A 15,309-nucleotide genomic window follows, 5' to 3' on the forward strand; every position below is an offset into this window, starting at 1 on the left:
CGGAGGGCCGCTCATTCGTTAGGAGGTCATTTCGATGACAATGGGATATGTACATTCGGTCGAATCATTCGGAACAGTTGACGGCCCAGGGATTCGCTTCATCGTCTTTTTACAAGGTTGTGCCTTGCGTTGTTTATACTGCCATAATGCGGATACGTGGGATTTCAAAAAGAATAACCATCGCTCGGCTGAAGACGTCATTCAAGAGGCGCTCAGTTACCGTCCGTTCATGGAAGCATCGAAGGGGGGCATCACCATTTCTGGTGGTGACCCACTCGCGCAACCTGAATTTTTAGAGGCGCTACTGCGTGAAGCGAAAAAACATGGGCTTCATACGACACTTGATACGTCCGGTGCGCTCCGACCTCCTAATTTGGATGCGATTTTAGATCATACCGATCTTGTCTTGCTCGATATCAAGCATATCGACGACGACATGTGTAAGAAATTGACGGGACGTAGCAATGCCAACACGCTCGCGCTTGCCGAACACCTTTCCGAGCGCGGAACGAAAATGTGGATTCGCCACGTCCTCGTCCCTGGGTGGACGCTTGAGGAAGGTGCGCTTCGACGCACCGCCGCGTTCATTCAAAAGTTAGACCATGTCGAGAAAGTCGAGATTTTGCCGTACCATGAGATGGGCGTCTACAAATGGGAGGCGCTCGGTCTCGATTATCCGCTCAAAGGTACGAAACCCCCGACGTCTGATGAAGTCGAATGGGCGGAAGGGATCTTGCAGGGAACTGTATAAAACAAGCGCAGACCGGCTCGGTCTGCGCTTGTTTTTTAAATCAGAAAATAAAGGTTTGGATGATTAAGAAAAGATTTAATGCGATGACGATTGTCGTAATTCCCCAACCGATCCATGTCGTCATCCGATGATTCACGAGTTCGCCCATCAAGGATTTGTTGCTCGTGAAGAGAAGCAGAGGAACGAGGGCGAATGCGATACCGAACGACAGGATGACTTGGCTCCACACGAGAGCATTCGTCAAGTTCACACCGGAAAGGATGAGTAAGAGTGGCGGAGCCATCGTAATCACACGACGTACATAAATCGGGATATGTTTTTGAATATAACCTTGCATGACGACGTCTCCAGCCAAAGTCCCGACGGATGCGCTCGACAATCCGGCAACCATTAGTCCAATTCCAAACAGCATGGCGATCGGTGAACCTAAAAAGGAGTCAAATTGCTGGTGTGCAATCTCTAAGTCGCTCACGACGAATCCATTCTTATAGAAGACAGCGGCTGCGATTATTAGCATACTCGCATTGATTGCACCAGCGAGCACCATGGCAATCGTTACATCGATTCGTTCAAATTTCATGATACGTTTACGTGCGACGGCATCTTTACCCGTGATGCGTCGTTGTGTCAACGCAGAGTGTAAATAGATGGCATGAGGCATAACGGTAGCGCCTAATATTCCGGCAGCCAATAATATACTCTCCGTCCCATCGAACCGAGGAATGAGAAGACCGGATAAGAGTGGTTTTACTTCTGGTTGAGCACTGAACGTTTGAATGGCAAAAGCGAGCGCGACGACGAGTAGCATCCCGGTCACAATCGTTTCAAGTGGTCGATATCCCCGACGTTGTACTTCCAAAATAGCAAAAGAACCGACGGCGGCCAGAAGTGCCGCTTGAATGAGTGTTACATCAAACACGAGATAAATTCCGAGTGCCGCCCCTACAAACTCTGCTAAATCTGTCGCCATGATCATGAGTTCGGCTTGAATCCATAAAAAGATAGCAGTCTTCTTAGAAAAACGGTCACGACAAATCTCAGGCAAGTTTTTCCCGGTCGCGATTCCAATTTTAGCAGACAATGTTTGAATCAATCCGGCCATCAAGTTAGCCACTAAGATGACCCATAAAAGCAAGTAACCGAATTGAGATCCAGCGGCAATATTCGTTGCATAATTTCCGGGATCGATATAAGCGACCGAAGCGACGAACGCTGGTCCTAAAAAAGGAAGAAGTGTCTTTATTTTTTGAGACATTGATTTGTGAGTGAGAGCCGAATCCACTTCGTTCAGCATGCCGAATCCTTCTTTCTTTTGCGTAATGGTTAATTTGTTTCCCTAGGTAAACTTTTTAAGTATACGGCAATTTTACGCCTGTGATGAGAACCTGTCAAATTTCAAATAAAAAACTGTGAGTCGTTTGACTCACAGTGCAACGGATCTAAGGTCGACGTTTTTTCTTTTCTAATACACGAGCGTGTTCCGCCTGTTTCTTTTCCATATAAAGAAGTTCCCGTTCTAGCTTGACATAACTCGCATAGCGCTTTGCGTCTAGCGTGCCGTTCGTAAGCGCCTGTTGGACGGCACAACCCGGTTCTTTCTGATGAGAACAGTCGCGGAAACGACACGTCTCGGCAAGAGCTTCGATATCGCGGAACGTCTCATCGAGATGCTCGCTTCCTTCCCACAGACCGAACTCGCGCATTCCCGGTGTGTCGATGACGTATAAATCATCGATTCGGAACAGTTCGCGATGGGTCGTCGTATGCTTCCCACGCTCATCCTGCACTCGGACGGCTTGTGTAATGGCCACTGTTTCGTGGGCGAGAGCGTTCGTCAGCGTAGATTTTCCGACTCCGGATGAACCGACGAAGGCAATCGTGCTCTCGCTCGGTAACGCGTGACGAAGTTCAGTCACACCCTCTCCCGTCACAGCACTGACGGGGAATACTTGAATCCCCGGTGCGTTCACTTCAATGTCTTCAAGCAATGTGTCGACGGAGTCGACTTGATCGGTCTTCGTCAAGACGATGATGGGGATTGCCCCGGTGTCCCAAGCGGCAAGGGTATAGCGTTCTAGACGACGGATGTTGAAGTCGTGTCCACATGCCATCGTAATCAAGACGTAGTCGACGTTCGCGCAGATCAGTTGTTCACGTGTCTCGTTGCCGGCGGCCGCTCGTGATAAAACGGTCCGACGTTCAAGGAGATGGTGAATCGTCCCTTGACCATGTTCGCGAACTTGAATCGTGACATAATCGCCGATGACCGGGTAATCCCGCTCGCTCGTCGCTTCATGTCGAAATTTTCCGGAGACCCCGCACGTATAAACGTTGTCTCCGACAGATACCGTATAAAGATGTTGGAACTGTGCCGTGACACGTCCCGTTTCAGTTTGTTGAAACAAAATAGAATCCTCCCTTTAATGATGGAGGACGACAGCCCTCCGATTCGCTGACATTTGGTGGCGTGCATGCATCATGTTGCTCATAAAACATCATCCTTTCATTGTTCGATAAATTGAGTGTACCACAGTTATTGGAAACGGTAACATCTCGGTCTAAAGACCGAGGCGAAACAAGCCTTCCGGTCGTCGACCGATTCAAAATAACGTATTATGATAAGAGTGTACTTAACAAGGAGGGATGACAGATGAATCACCAAGTGAAAAAGGTGTTGTTCATCGTAGCCGCAATCGCTCTAGTGCTTGTGTTGATCGGTTCTTTACCGAATATGATTTTATTCGGGTTAGGAGCGCTCTTGACGCTTTGGGCTGGAGTCCGTTTTAAGGCTGTGACACACATCGGTGCTAAAGTTGGTTTCGGGATCCTTGCCGTCATTGGGATTGGGACGATGCTCTCAAACATTTGGGCGCTCGTCGGAATCATCGTCGCGTGGTTGTTGTTTAAAGGGTATATGATGTATACAGGTGAAAAGCGCGACCCGGAAGTCGAGATTTTAAATGCAGATGGAACGCGTGCTAGCCGGAGCAGCTTCCAACAGTTCGATCAAGTGTGGCAAAAATTTGTTAATCGTCGTTGAGATTTCATAAGGAGGATTCACCATGAAGACACCGTTTGATCAGTTTCGTGAGTTAGCGAATGAATTGACGAAAGAGATTTCAAAAGAAGTGAAGAAGTATCAGGACAAAGAGATGCCACGTTCAAGCGGAGAAGCGGAATTGAACCGTCATATTCGTGGAGCGGAGAAGGAAGCGTTATCGGTTGAGCGCCTCGTCGAACGTCAACGTACATTGCTCGCAGAACTTGCCGAAAAACGTGATGATGCCAAAAAGATGGCGGATAAACGATATGAACAGACGGAACTGGCGAAACAAGCCGGGGAAGAGAAATTGGCAGAACGTGCAGCACTCGAATCCAAGCACTACGGGGAACAGTACCGTTACTTTGAAGGGTTGATTGATGAAGGTGAACGTGAGTTGGATACATTGGAGCGTCGTGCGCTCGAGATGAAACTCAAACTCGATGAAATGCAAAATAAACGTTATGAATTTGCGATGCGTGAAAACCTAGATCTGTTAAAAGGGGCACTCGACCAAATCTTTGGTCAAAACACGTCGCAGTCTCATCCGTTTACTGAAGAAGAAAAGAAAGAACAGCCTGCTGAAGAAAAGCAAGACACACAGGCAGACGAAGACGACTTTGAAGCAAAACTAAAAGAACTGGAGCGTCGCTTTAAACAAGAGTGAGGTGACGGTTCGGCGATGACCTAAATCAGGTCATCGCTTTCTTTGCTTCATACATATATGAAATGAAAGGGGGAATGGACATGGAACGTTGGAACACGCGTCAAATCATTGGATTCATGATTATTTTATTTTCGGTTGGACTCTTCATTGATATCGTGACGGGTGGAAATAGCGTCTTATTCAGCATGATCCTCCCATTGCTGCTCCTCTACATCGGGCGACGGTTCAGTCGACGAGGAAAGCAGTCAACCAGCTACATTTTTTACGCCATCGGGGGTATTTTGTTAATCGGCTTGATCTTCTCGTCAGCCGCCTTCGGATTTGTACTCTCCGGACTTCTGCTATTATTCGGCTATCGACTTTATAAGAATCGACCGGTCGAATCGAAAATCCGGACACCTCTTCGTCAGGAACAGGCCTTCTCGTTTGGAATGAAAGAATCGGGACACTACGTGTTACGTGATACAAATGAGTTCTTTTTACTACGGGATGTCGAGATGGATTTGTCACAAGCCATCATTCCGGAAGGAGAGACGTTCCTACTCCTCAATGGGCTTGCTGGAGACATTCGGATTCTCATTCCTGCTGGGTATGACTATTCAATCGATGCGTCGATTGGATTTGGAAAAGTGCAAGTCGATGACTCAAATTATTCACCGGTGTTCAACCGCCGTTTCTATACGGCATCAGACGATTATGTTCAGGCGACACGGAAAGTTCGAATCCACATCGTGCTTATGAGCGGAAGTGTGGAGGTGATGACGGTATGAAGAAAGACTCCTATCCCCGTACGGTCGTCTGGCATCAATTATTCAGTAGCCTGTTAACGGCTTTCTTGATTACAGTGGCGTTTCTCATAGGTGACTCGATTTCACTGAGCGATTTATTTTCACGTGAAGAAGGGTTGCCTTTCGGTGTGTCTATTTTAGTAATCGCCGTTTTGGTAGGGAGTATCTTTGGTGTCGGATCGTATTTTTATTTGCGCCGAGACTTCCGAGAGGTCGCGAATGCCCTTTGGAAACTAGAAAATCAAAAAGAAATCACCTTCCGTCCATTGTCTCCTTACCGAGATACGCTCGAACGAATTGTTCGTGTGTCAAAACAACGCCAAGAGATGATTGAGATGGCGAAACGAGTCGGCGAACGTCCTGTCAGTGTCGAAGAAGCAAGGAGTGAAGCCGTCGTCGAAGAAAGACGACGGGTCGCACGAGAACTTCATGACTCGGTGAGTCAACAACTTTACGCCATCTCGATGATGACGACAGCGGTCAAACAAACGATGCAGACAAAACCGGAACTAGCGAATAAACAAATGGAGCAAGTCGAGCTCATGGCTCAGACCGCACAGGCGGAGATGCGTTCGTTACTCCTACAACTTCGACCGGTAGAGTTAGAAGGTATGACGTTGAAGACCGGAATCGAACGTCTACTAGAAGAACTGTCTCGTAAACAATCGACAGAGCTTGTCTGGCGTTTAGAAGAAGTAAAATTATCTCGGCACACTGAGAATGAACTGTTCCGAATTGTTCAGGAAGCGATCAGTAACACGTTACGACATGCCAAAGCGACGCGTTTAGAAATCGAGATGCGGACCGTGCAACAGACGGTTATTTTAAAGATTAACGATGACGGAATCGGATTTAATGTGGACGATACACAAGTCGCCTCATATGGATTACAATCGATACGAGAGCGTACGGCGGAAGTCGGTGGAACGCTGCGATTGGTCAGTGTACCGAATGTCGGGACACAAATTGAAGTACGTGTGAAACAACAAGTGGAGGGGTAATGATGATTCGAGTTGTATTAATTGATGATCATGAAATGGTTCGGGCGGGCGTGTCTGCCTTTTTATCGACGCAACCGGACATCGAAGTCGTCGGTGAAGCATCCGACGGAGCAACGGGAGCGGAACTTGCGATTGCGGAGAAGCCGGACGTTGTCCTCATGGACTTAGTGATGGAGCCCGTTGATGGCGTCGAATCGACGAAACGAATTAAAGCAAGTTGGAAAGAAGCGAAGATTTTGGTCGTCACGAGTTTCTTAGATGATGAGAAAGTGTATCCGGTCATCGAGGCAGGTGCGATGAGTTATGTCCTAAAGACAGCGAATGCGAACGAGATTGCAGACGCGATTCGTCAAACCGCCGCCGGCAATCCCGTCATGGCCGCCCAAGTGACAGGAAAGATGCTCGAACGGCTGCGCCATCCAGAGATGACCCTCCACGAGAGTTTGACTGCCCGGGAACGTGAAATTTTGCAGCTTATGGCAGAAGGGAAGTCGAATCAAGTGATTGCGGATGAATTGTTCATCTCACTTAAAACGGTGAAGACACACGTGTCGAACATCTTGACGAAGCTTGATGTGTATGACCGGACACAGGCGGTCGTCTATGCGTTCCAACATAACTTGGTGAGTAAAGGATGACTCAACTTCCTGTGATTGAGACGGATCGTCTCCGATTACGTCCTCTTCAAATGGAGGACGGCCCACACGTATTCGCCATCTTTTCAAATGAACGAGTGTTACGTCACTACGGAATGGAGCCACATCAGACGTTAGAAGAAACGGAGCAGATGCTTACCCATATGCTCGCTCAAATCGAAACGGGAGCGATTATTCGTTTTGCCATCGAACTTCGTGAATCGAACACGTTAATCGGAACGATTGGGTTTCACAATCGTGCGCCATCACACCGCCGTGCCGAAATTGGGTATGAGCTCAGCCCGGAATACTGGCGTACGGGTTATGCGACTGAAGCGCTTCAGGCTGCCCTTCAGTTTGCCGCAACATGTGAAATTGAACGTGTCGGTGCCATCGTCTATATCGACAATATTGCTTCCCAACGTATGTTAGAAAAGAATGGATTCATTCAAGAAGGACGTCTACATAACTACATGCGTCAACATGGGCAATCGCATGACGTCTACCTATATAGTTGCATGACAAGAAGCTGACTGTTCAAAGCGCACCGCTCGCAAGGCGGTGTGCTTTTCGTTTGTCATAGAAATAAAATGGGAACGAAGTAAGGGTGAGCCAACAAAAGGAGGACGATGAGATGAAAGCAGCTTATATCGAACAGTACGGTGGGTCAGATGAATTCAAGGTAGGGGAGTTGGAGCAACCGACGATTGGTGCAGATGACGTATTGATTGAAGTGTATGCCGCGAGCGTCAACCCAGTTGATTGGAAGCTACGTGAAGGATACTTGAAAGAAATGCTCCATTACGAGATGCCGCTCGTCATCGGATGGGATGTATCGGGTGTCATCAAAGAAGTCGGGACGAATGTGACCGAGCTTGAGGTCGGAGATGAAGTGTTTAGCCGCCCTGATATTGCGCGGCAAGGCACATACGCCGAGTACGTCGCGGTCGATGCCCATCTCGTCGTCAAAAAACCAGCCTCGTTGAGTTTTGAGGAGGCCGCTTCACTGCCGCTCGTGGCCCATACGGCATGGCAAGTCATGTTCGAAGTGATGGATGCCAAACCGGGTGATCGCATCTTTATCGGTGCTGGTTCAGGTGGTGTCGGGACAGTAGCCATTCAACTCGCGAAAGCACACGGCTTGTATGTTGTCACGTCGACGAGTACGCCGAACGTGGACTGGGTCAAACAACTTGGAGCCGACGAGGTCATCGACTATAAACAACAAGACCCGGCAGAGGCCGTCCGTGATCTTGATTTTGTATTCGATACGATGGGGGGCGACGGGCAGAGCAAATTGTATCAAATGCTTAAAGAGAATGGGATGCTCGTCTCCATCTCGACCCCACCGAATGAAGAGGAGGCAAAACAGGCAAAAGCTCGCGCCGAATATGTTTTTATGCAACCGACAGGGGAACGGTTGAAAAAAATTGCGGAAGCCGTCGAATCAGGTGAACTGAAACCAGTGATTGACCGAGTCTTTGATTTAGAAGAAACGAAACTCGCGCACGACTATGGTGAAGAAGGTCATGCGAAAGGAAAAATCGTCATCAAAGTAAAATGATGCAGAAAAAGAGGTGGATTCCCGGAGCATACGCCGGAGATCCATCTCTTTTTATTAAATATGATAGGCTACCTCAAGTGGAGGTCAGCCTTTTTTCTGTGCTTGCATTTGTTCATCGATTTCAGAAAGGTACGTCCAACGTTCCATCTTCGCATCGAGTGTTTCTTTCAGTTCGGCGATTGTTGCATACAATTCATTGACTTTACCAAGGTCGCTTCCCGCTGTCGCGAGTGTCGCTTCTTGCGCTTCAATCTGTTCTTCAAGCGCGGCGATGTCTTCTTCGATCGTGTCCCATTCCTTCTGTTCTTTGAAGGTGAATTTCACGACTTCCGACTTTACGCGTTCTTTTTTCTCTTTTGGTTCTTTTTCTTTCTTTACTTGACGGACCTCTTCTTGGCGCATGTCCAGATAATCGCTGTATTCTGCATGATATACCTGGATTGTCCCATCTTCAAAGGCAATCAACTGCCCAGCGACACGGTCTAAGAAATAGCGGTCGTGACTGACGGCGATGACTGTACCTGGGAACGATTCTAAATAGTCTTCTAAAACAGATAATGTTTCTGTGTCCAAATCGTTCGTCGGCTCGTCAAGGAATAAGACGTTCGGTTCATCCATGAGAATCCGAAGGAGGACAAGACGTCGTTTTTCACCACCCGATAACTTCGCAATCGGTTTGTATTGCGCGTCCGGTGAGAAAAGGAAACGTTCGAGCATTTGACCGGCCGTGATGACCTCGCCATCTGGCGTATGGATGACTTTGGCGATGCGTTCGATCTCATCGATGACACGTCTTGACTCGTCTTCAAATTCGACTTGTTGTCCGTAATAACCTAGGTGAACGGTCTCCCCATGCACGATCGTACCGCTTGTCGGTTCTAAGCGTTTTGCAAGTAAGTTCATCAGTGTCGATTTCCCACTCCCGTTTGGTCCGACGATCCCGTAGCGTTCACGACGACCAAAAATCCAATTAAATTGCTGAATCAGGAGAGAGTCGTCATAACCGAATGACAAATCTTCGACTTCGATGACCTTTTTACCGAGGCGACGTGAGCCGACCGAGACGTCGAGCGTCTCGTCTTCCGCTAAGCTCTCTTGATGCTTCAAGTCTTCAACACGTTGAATGCGTGCCTTTTGTTTCGTGGTCCGGGCTTTGGCGCCTCGACGTAACCAGGCGAGTTCGCGACGTAATATATTTTGTCGTTTCTGTTCCATCGATTGGGCCCGCGCTTTGCGCTCGGCACGCTTCTCGAGAAAGAGCTCATAGTTTCCGTTATAGAAGTAACTCGTTCCATCCGCAATCTCTAAAATGTGATTCGTGACACGATTCAGGAAGTAGCGGTCATGGGTGATGAGAAGGATTGCTCCACGATAATCGGCAAGCATCGTCTCGAGCCACGCAATCGTATCGGCATCGAGTTCGTTCGTCGGCTCGTCTAAAAGAAGTAAATCCGCTTCGTCAAGTAGTGCGGCGGCCAGTGCCACCCGTTTTTGCTGTCCTCCGGAAAGGGAGTTTACATCGACTGATACATCAGGAAGACCGAGACGGTTCAGAATCGATTTCAGTTTTGCTTCTGTTTCCCAAGCATCTGCGGCATCGACAGCCTGTTGAGCCTTCATGAAGCGTTCGAGTAAATGTTCACTCGTAGGCTCGGCTTCGAGAGCCTGACGGGCGCGTTCAAATTGTTTCAATGCTTGAACGGACGGAGTATCACTCGTGAACAACGCATCTAGAATCGTCTGTCCTTCATCGAATTGAACACTTTGCGTCAGATAACGAATCCGATAATCGTTCGGATGTTGCATGTTGCCTCGGTCTGCCGTCTCGGTACCGGCGATGATTTTCATGAACGTCGATTTCCCAGAACCATTCACCCCGATAATTCCGATACGGTCTCCAGGGTGGATGGTCATCGTCACATCATCAAATAAGACTTTGTCGGCAAACTCTTTATGAATGCCTTCAATCATTAATAAGCTCATGCGTTCTCTCCTTCAAGCTGTTGACGAATGGCCGCTTCAACTGTCGCTGCAATTTCTTTGTTCGGCAAATCAGCCGGATCAATCGCAGGTAAGAAAGTGACATCGACCGTTGCTGGGGTGATTCGATTTTTGGCTTCTAATAATTTGTAACTTCCTTGAATCGCGACCGGAACGATTTTTGCACCACTTGACGTAGCGAGCGTCAAACTTCCAGCTTTAAATTCTTTCATCGGTCCACCTTTTGAGCGTGTGCCTTCTGGGAAGACAATCATCGATTGACCGGATTGAATCGTTTCGACACCGGAACGGATGGCTTGAATCGATTGACGACGGTCACTACGGTCGATAAAGATACATCCCATCAATTCCATCCAACGTGGGATGATCGGGAATTTTTGAACTTCAATTTTTGAGATAAAGGCTTTCGGTCGTTTCGTAGCCGTCAACATGATTGGGACATCGAAGTTCCCTTGATGGTTCGACACGTAGACGACCGGTTCGTCGGGAATCTGTTCTTGTCCATGAACGCGAACATCGGCACCCGCGACTTTCAATAAGAATTTCGCCCATTTATAAGCGATGTCTTGTACATATCGATAACGTTTCGGTATCTCAATTTGTTTCGCTTTCTGTAAAAATGGGACAGTGATCGGTAGTACTGCAAAAAATGAGAAAAACCATACAACTGTTCGAATCATTCTTTTCTCTCCTCTCATGATGACAACAAGAAAGAGTCTTCTTCTCTAGACGAGAATCCGACCCTTCGGCATGAATCCTTATTCCCAAAAGCGAGAATCGCTCTCTTCTTCCTCTTCCTCTAGCTCGAACGTAATCCGTTTGTTCACAGGATCGACGACGAAATAAGCGCCATCTTGTTCAATACTTTTAATTTGCATAGCCTGGTCATTTCCGATTTCAAGGGTGAGACGGATGCGATTGTCATCATCGACAAGTAAGATTCCATCTTCCTTCAGCCAAAGCTCCATAACAGGTGAGTAACGAAGCAGCCATTCATTCGATAACGGAATTTCATTCATACGATTGTGTGCCTCCTGCGATTATAAATCCATTGTACGTTGTCTGTTCCTTCATAGGATACCAAATGTCGCGAGGGAAGACGAGCGTTATGTAGAGCGTTTTCGTGTCGTGGAGTGCATCCTGTCTACCACTCGTTTGATTCGTTTCTGATTCCGTCTTTCTACAAAGAACTCGTTCGCCTGCATAAAGAGTTGTTTGAAAGAAGATAGACCCATTGCGATGAGGACGGCAAAGAGGAATGTTCCAATCGGATCTTTGTACATGTCAGTTTGAAACAGGAAAGCTAGTCCTACAGTAGATAAAATCGTCGTAAGAAAATAAAAAATCATAGCGGAGTCTCCTTTTCTTAGAAGGTAGGAAAGAAAAAGGCAAGGTCTTTTAATCGTATTCGACCTTTTGTAGGAAATTCCTGTTAGATCGTGCATAGAAAAAACGCCTTCAGCTGGCTGAATGGCGCTTAATCTTGAGTTACATAAGTTGAAGATGATGATACATTCGTATCCACGCCGCTTGAGAAAATAAAGCTAAGCGATGCGAGCAACGCGAAGAAGGCAACGAGTAAGCCTTTTGTAAATCGTTTTGCAAATGAACGAGACTGTATGTCAAACATTTAATATCCCCCGATCGATCTTAAATGAAACCTTATTTGTACTGGACACTTCCTATATAATAACGTTTTCAAAAAAAGGATACTAGCAGAAAAAAAGGCGTTCACAAAATTGTCACAAAATTTTAACAAATCGAATCCGTTTAATCAATAATCCTAGTGTTGACGGTTTTGAAATACGTTCACATTTTAGACACATCTATCCAAAATGTTGAAAGAGAACATGATATGATTAGGAACGTGTGTAGATAGGTATACTGACAGTAATAGCTTAGAAAAGGATGTGGATGTAATGGCATTGCGCGCAGGAGAAGTAGTAGATTTAGTCGCGGAACGTTCTGCTGATTTTGGAGTATTCATTAGTAACGGCCGCGAAGAGGTGCTCCTTCACCGTAAAGAACAAACGGAAGAAGTGACAATCGGTCAAACGGTTCGTGTCTTCCTGTACCATGATTCAGAAGGGCGTCTCGCTTCAACGATGACGATTCCGAACGTTTCATTTGATGAGTATGAATGGTTTGAGGTGACAGGAGTCCGGTACAACACTGGGGTCTTTGTGAATATCGGAATTCAAAAGGACGTTCTCGTTTCCATGGATGATTTACCGGAGAACCGGTCGTATTGGCCACAAACAGGCGATCAATTATGCATTCGATTAAAGTATGACCAAAAAGGTCGTTTACTCGGAGACCCTGCCCCATATGCATTTTTGAACTTGTTGGCACGTCCTTCGAAAGAAGAATGGAACAACCAGGATGTCCAGGCCATCGTCGTTAATAAACGCGAAGTGGGCGTCAACGTATGGGTTGAAGGAGAGTCACTCGGTTTCTTACATGAAGCAGAAATGACGCGTTGGCCACGTCTTGGAGAACAATTAACTGTTCGCGTGACGCAGGTCAAGCAAGATGGTACGGTACTCGTTTCCATGAAGCCACGAGCGTATGAGGCGATTGATGGTGATGCAGCGAGCGTCCTCTCTTATATTGAGGAACGTGGTGGCCAGATGCCGTACGGTGACAAGACAGCCCCTGACGTCATCGACCGTGAATTCGGGATGAGTAAAGCGGCGTTTAAACGGGCGCTCGGAAAACTGTTAAAAGAAAAGCAAGTTGAAAAACTCGACAACGGCTACAAATTGAAATAAGATAACTCATGTTCGGGTGACATGAAAAAGTTTGAAAATGTATTTCTTTCATTTTAGGAAGAAATACGTTATAGTTAATAAAGTTGACTATGAGGAAACATTGAGAAAACGTCTGTAGATCTGTCAAACTGAACTCAGACGTTTTTTGTATGAACAAAGGAGAATATAATTTGACAAAATTCCAAGATTTACAATTAAGTGAAGCGTTAGTAAAAGGTGTACACAAAATGGGCTTCGAGGAAGCTACACCGATCCAAGCTGAGACAATTCCTGTCGCACTCACGGGAGTGGACGTATTAGGACAAGCACAAACAGGTACAGGGAAAACAGCAGCTTTCGGTATTCCGACAATTGAGCGAATCGATTCAAAGGCGCGTCAAGTCCAAGCACTCGTTCTTGCACCGACACGTGAACTTGCGATTCAAGTTGCAGAAGAATTAAACAAAATCGGTGAAACGAAGCGCGTATACGCACTTCCAGTATACGGTGGTCAACAAATCGACCGTCAGATCCGTGGTTTGAAAAAGAACCCGCAAATTGTCGTAGCGACACCAGGACGTCTCATGGACCACATGAAGCGTAAGACAATCAAACTCGATGACATTCAAACAGTCATCTTGGATGAAGCGGATGAAATGCTCAACATGGGCTTCGTTGAAGATATCGAAACGATTTTGGCTGGCCTTCCTGAAGAGCGCCAAACGCTTCTCTTCTCGGCAACGATGCCACCACAAATCAAAAAGATTGCTGAGCGTTTCATGAAGTCGCCGACAATCATCAAAGTCAAAGCGAAAGAAATGACGGTTGAGAACATCAACCAGCAATTCCTCGAATTGCGTGAAGGTCAAAAATTCGATACACTTTGCCGTTTGATTGACATCGATTCACCAGAACTCAGCATCATCTTCGCTCGTACGAAGAAACGTGTAGATGAAGTGACAGAAGCACTCATCAAACGCGGATACACTGCAGACGGTCTTCACGGAGACTTGACGCAATCAAAACGTGACCAAGTTATTCGTCGTTTCAAAAATGGAACAATCGATATCTTAGTAGCGACCGACGTTGCGGCACGTGGACTTGATATTTCAGGTGTCACACACGTTTACAACTTCGATGTACCACAAGACCCAGAAAGCTACGTACACCGCATCGGTCGTACAGGTCGCGCTGGTAAGACAGGTACAGCCCTCACGTTCATCACGCCACGTGAATTTGGACAAGTGAAGGCAATCGAGCGTGTGACGAACAAGAAGATGAACCGTCGTCACGTACCGACAATCGCGGAAGTACTTGAAGGAAACCAAAAGCAAGCAGCTGAAGAGTTGATCGAACGCGTTCAAGCGGGCGACTTCAAAGCTTACACGCAACTTGCGACAGAACTTCTTGAAGAGTACGAAGCAGTCGAAATCCTCGCTGCTGCCCTTCGCGGATTGACAAAAGAGCCAGATTCAACACCTGTTGAAATCTCATACGCTGAACCAGTTCGTGTGAAACGCCAAGGTGGCCGTGGTGGCGATCGCGGTGGATACCGTGGCCGTAACGACCGTCGCGGTGGTGGCGGTGGCCGTGGTGGCGACCGTCGTGGTGGACGCGGTGGCGAACGTCGTGATGGACGTAGCGGAGACCGTAAAGGATCATACCGTGGTGACGATCGTCGTCGCTCGGATGACCGTGGTCCACGTCGTCCACGTGACTAATCATCATGAAATGCCGCATTTCCTTAAGTGGATTTGCGGCTTTTTTTATAGTGTCGTGCTACACTAGTTGAGTAGAGATGGAAGGATGAGGTGTCAACGGATGGTGGAATTAAGTTTCGGTCTCCTTGTGCTACTTGGTTGTGTAATCGCATTGAAACCAATTGTCTCAAGGACGGATCGTCCTAACTTTCGTTATATCCCCGTGGCAACATTGTTATTTGGAGCGATGATTTTCTTAGTGTTAGCCATTGGAGTAGGCGGAAAGATGGGCATTGCATATGGCGTGGTGAGTATCGCCTATTTTATTGCTTGTTTTGGTGCCTATATGTATGTACACACGCGAACGAGCTGATTGTAGCTCGTTTTCGCATTTAACGAAGAGGTGATGAAT

Annotated in this window: 18 protein-coding genes; 11 read left to right on the plus strand and 7 right to left on the minus strand. The window is 47.1% G+C overall.

Annotated features, from left to right (window positions below; genetic code table 11):
- Positions 1–34: 34 nt before the first annotated feature.
- Complete coding sequence (pflA, locus tag KNO90_RS12805; RefSeq protein ID WP_015880832.1) at positions 35–751, plus strand: pyruvate formate-lyase-activating protein; 717 nt, start codon at positions 35–37, stop codon at positions 749–751.
- 40 nt (positions 752–791) lie between these two features.
- Here the strand turns inward: pflA and KNO90_RS12810 are convergent, their stop codons facing one another.
- Both KNO90_RS12810 and rsgA read right to left on the minus strand, forming a co-directional pair.
- Positions 792–2,045, minus strand: a complete 1,254-nt coding sequence (locus KNO90_RS12810; protein ID WP_078146347.1) for an Nramp family divalent metal transporter — start codon at positions 2,043–2,045, stop codon at positions 792–794.
- 145 nt (positions 2,046–2,190) lie between these two features.
- Positions 2,191–3,156 carry a ribosome small subunit-dependent GTPase A gene (rsgA, locus tag KNO90_RS12815; protein ID WP_215113754.1) on the minus strand — a complete coding sequence of 322 codons (966 nt, stop codon included), beginning with the start codon at positions 3,154–3,156 and terminating at the stop codon, positions 2,191–2,193.
- A gap of 245 nt (positions 3,157–3,401) precedes the next feature.
- Between rsgA and KNO90_RS12820 the strand changes: the two genes are divergently transcribed.
- The 7 genes from KNO90_RS12820 (at position 3,402) to KNO90_RS12850 (ending at position 8,446) form a co-directional block, all read left to right on the plus strand.
- Entirely contained in the window at positions 3,402–3,791 is a 390-nt protein-coding gene (locus KNO90_RS12820; RefSeq protein WP_214779412.1) for a lmo0954 family membrane protein, read from the plus strand.
- A gap of 22 nt (positions 3,792–3,813) precedes the next feature.
- Complete coding sequence (locus tag KNO90_RS12825) at positions 3,814–4,458, plus strand: PspA/IM30 family protein (RefSeq protein ID WP_214742832.1); 645 nt, start codon at positions 3,814–3,816, stop codon at positions 4,456–4,458.
- A gap of 80 nt (positions 4,459–4,538) precedes the next feature.
- Positions 4,539–5,228: a cell wall-active antibiotics response protein LiaF gene (liaF, locus tag KNO90_RS12830; RefSeq protein WP_214742833.1), complete on the plus strand. Its 690-nt coding sequence runs from the start codon at positions 4,539–4,541 to the stop codon at positions 5,226–5,228.
- Positions 5,225–6,247, plus strand: coding sequence for a sensor histidine kinase (locus KNO90_RS12835; protein ID WP_214779414.1), 1,023 nt, complete (start codon positions 5,225–5,227; stop codon positions 6,245–6,247). Before liaF ends, KNO90_RS12835 begins: the two co-directional genes overlap by 4 nt.
- A gap of 2 nt (positions 6,248–6,249) precedes the next feature.
- Positions 6,250–6,885: a response regulator gene (locus KNO90_RS12840; RefSeq protein ID WP_015880838.1), complete on the plus strand. Its 636-nt coding sequence runs from the start codon at positions 6,250–6,252 to the stop codon at positions 6,883–6,885.
- Positions 6,882–7,415 (plus strand): GNAT family N-acetyltransferase, encoded by a 534-nt coding sequence (locus tag KNO90_RS12845; protein WP_214742835.1) that lies wholly within the window; start codon positions 6,882–6,884, stop codon positions 7,413–7,415. Before KNO90_RS12840 ends, KNO90_RS12845 begins: the two co-directional genes overlap by 4 nt.
- Before the next feature lie 101 nt (positions 7,416–7,516).
- Positions 7,517–8,446 carry an NADP-dependent oxidoreductase gene (locus KNO90_RS12850; protein ID WP_215113755.1) on the plus strand — a complete coding sequence of 310 codons (930 nt, stop codon included), beginning with the start codon at positions 7,517–7,519 and terminating at the stop codon, positions 8,444–8,446.
- An 84-nt stretch (positions 8,447–8,530) separates the two neighbouring features.
- Here KNO90_RS12850 and KNO90_RS12855 read toward each other — a convergent pair whose 3' ends face one another.
- The 5 genes from KNO90_RS12855 to KNO90_RS12875 all read right to left on the minus strand — a co-directional run bounded on the left by KNO90_RS12855 (position 8,531) and on the right by KNO90_RS12875 (position 12,077).
- Complete coding sequence (locus KNO90_RS12855) at positions 8,531–10,429, minus strand: ABC-F family ATP-binding cassette domain-containing protein (protein ID WP_215113756.1); 1,899 nt, start codon at positions 10,427–10,429, stop codon at positions 8,531–8,533.
- A complete protein-coding gene (locus KNO90_RS12860; RefSeq protein WP_214742838.1) occupies positions 10,426–11,127 on the minus strand; it encodes a lysophospholipid acyltransferase family protein in 702 nt (233 codons plus the stop codon). Before KNO90_RS12860 ends, KNO90_RS12855 begins: the two co-directional genes overlap by 4 nt.
- A gap of 78 nt (positions 11,128–11,205) precedes the next feature.
- Positions 11,206–11,466, minus strand: coding sequence for a hypothetical protein (locus KNO90_RS12865; RefSeq protein ID WP_026826759.1), 261 nt, complete (start codon positions 11,464–11,466; stop codon positions 11,206–11,208).
- Between the two features lie 87 nt (positions 11,467–11,553).
- Positions 11,554–11,796: a hypothetical protein gene (locus KNO90_RS12870; protein WP_214742839.1), complete on the minus strand. Its 243-nt coding sequence runs from the start codon at positions 11,794–11,796 to the stop codon at positions 11,554–11,556.
- Between the two features lie 128 nt (positions 11,797–11,924).
- Positions 11,925–12,077 (minus strand): hypothetical protein, encoded by a 153-nt coding sequence (locus KNO90_RS12875; protein ID WP_214742840.1) that lies wholly within the window; start codon positions 12,075–12,077, stop codon positions 11,925–11,927.
- A 289-nt stretch (positions 12,078–12,366) separates the two neighbouring features.
- Between KNO90_RS12875 and KNO90_RS12880 the strand changes: the two genes are divergently transcribed.
- The 3 genes from KNO90_RS12880 to KNO90_RS12890 all read left to right on the plus strand — a co-directional run bounded on the left by KNO90_RS12880 (position 12,367) and on the right by KNO90_RS12890 (position 15,270).
- Positions 12,367–13,218, plus strand: a complete 852-nt coding sequence (locus tag KNO90_RS12880; RefSeq protein WP_214742841.1) for a CvfB family protein — start codon at positions 12,367–12,369, stop codon at positions 13,216–13,218.
- Between the two features lie 170 nt (positions 13,219–13,388).
- A complete protein-coding gene (gene cshA, locus KNO90_RS12885) occupies positions 13,389–14,918 on the plus strand; it encodes a degradosome RNA helicase CshA (protein ID WP_214742842.1) in 1,530 nt (509 codons plus the stop codon).
- A 100-nt stretch (positions 14,919–15,018) separates the two neighbouring features.
- Positions 15,019–15,270 carry a hypothetical protein gene (locus KNO90_RS12890; protein WP_214742843.1) on the plus strand — a complete coding sequence of 84 codons (252 nt, stop codon included), beginning with the start codon at positions 15,019–15,021 and terminating at the stop codon, positions 15,268–15,270.
- The last annotated feature ends 39 nt before the right edge of the window (positions 15,271–15,309 follow it).

This window comes from Exiguobacterium sp. s63 (genome assembly GCF_018617335.1).
Lineage (GTDB): Bacteria > Bacillota > Bacilli > Exiguobacteriales > Exiguobacteriaceae > Exiguobacterium.

Coding starts and splice junctions, on each gene's coding strand:
- pflA (WP_015880832.1), top strand. CDS start 35: ATGACAATGGGATATGTACATTCGGTCGAATCATTCGGAACAGTTGAC.
- KNO90_RS12810 (WP_078146347.1), bottom strand. CDS start 2,045: ATGCTGAACGAAGTGGATTCGGCTCTCACTCACAAATCAATGTCTCAA.
- KNO90_RS12820 (WP_214779412.1), top strand. CDS start 3,402: ATGAATCACCAAGTGAAAAAGGTGTTGTTCATCGTAGCCGCAATCGCT.
- KNO90_RS12825 (WP_214742832.1), top strand. CDS start 3,814: ATGAAGACACCGTTTGATCAGTTTCGTGAGTTAGCGAATGAATTGACG.
- liaF (WP_214742833.1), top strand. CDS start 4,539: ATGGAACGTTGGAACACGCGTCAAATCATTGGATTCATGATTATTTTA.
- KNO90_RS12835 (WP_214779414.1), top strand. CDS start 5,225: ATGAAGAAAGACTCCTATCCCCGTACGGTCGTCTGGCATCAATTATTC.
- KNO90_RS12840 (WP_015880838.1), top strand. CDS start 6,250: ATGATTCGAGTTGTATTAATTGATGATCATGAAATGGTTCGGGCGGGC.
- KNO90_RS12845 (WP_214742835.1), top strand. CDS start 6,882: ATGACTCAACTTCCTGTGATTGAGACGGATCGTCTCCGATTACGTCCT.
- KNO90_RS12850 (WP_215113755.1), top strand. CDS start 7,517: ATGAAAGCAGCTTATATCGAACAGTACGGTGGGTCAGATGAATTCAAG.
- KNO90_RS12855 (WP_215113756.1), bottom strand. CDS start 10,429: ATGAGCTTATTAATGATTGAAGGCATTCATAAAGAGTTTGCCGACAAA.
- KNO90_RS12860 (WP_214742838.1), bottom strand. CDS start 11,127: ATGATTCGAACAGTTGTATGGTTTTTCTCATTTTTTGCAGTACTACCG.
- KNO90_RS12865 (WP_026826759.1), bottom strand. CDS start 11,466: ATGAATGAAATTCCGTTATCGAATGAATGGCTGCTTCGTTACTCACCT.
- KNO90_RS12870 (WP_214742839.1), bottom strand. CDS start 11,796: ATGATTTTTTATTTTCTTACGACGATTTTATCTACTGTAGGACTAGCT.
- KNO90_RS12875 (WP_214742840.1), bottom strand. CDS start 12,077: ATGTTTGACATACAGTCTCGTTCATTTGCAAAACGATTTACAAAAGGC.
- KNO90_RS12880 (WP_214742841.1), top strand. CDS start 12,367: ATGGCATTGCGCGCAGGAGAAGTAGTAGATTTAGTCGCGGAACGTTCT.
- KNO90_RS12890 (WP_214742843.1), top strand. CDS start 15,019: ATGGTGGAATTAAGTTTCGGTCTCCTTGTGCTACTTGGTTGTGTAATC.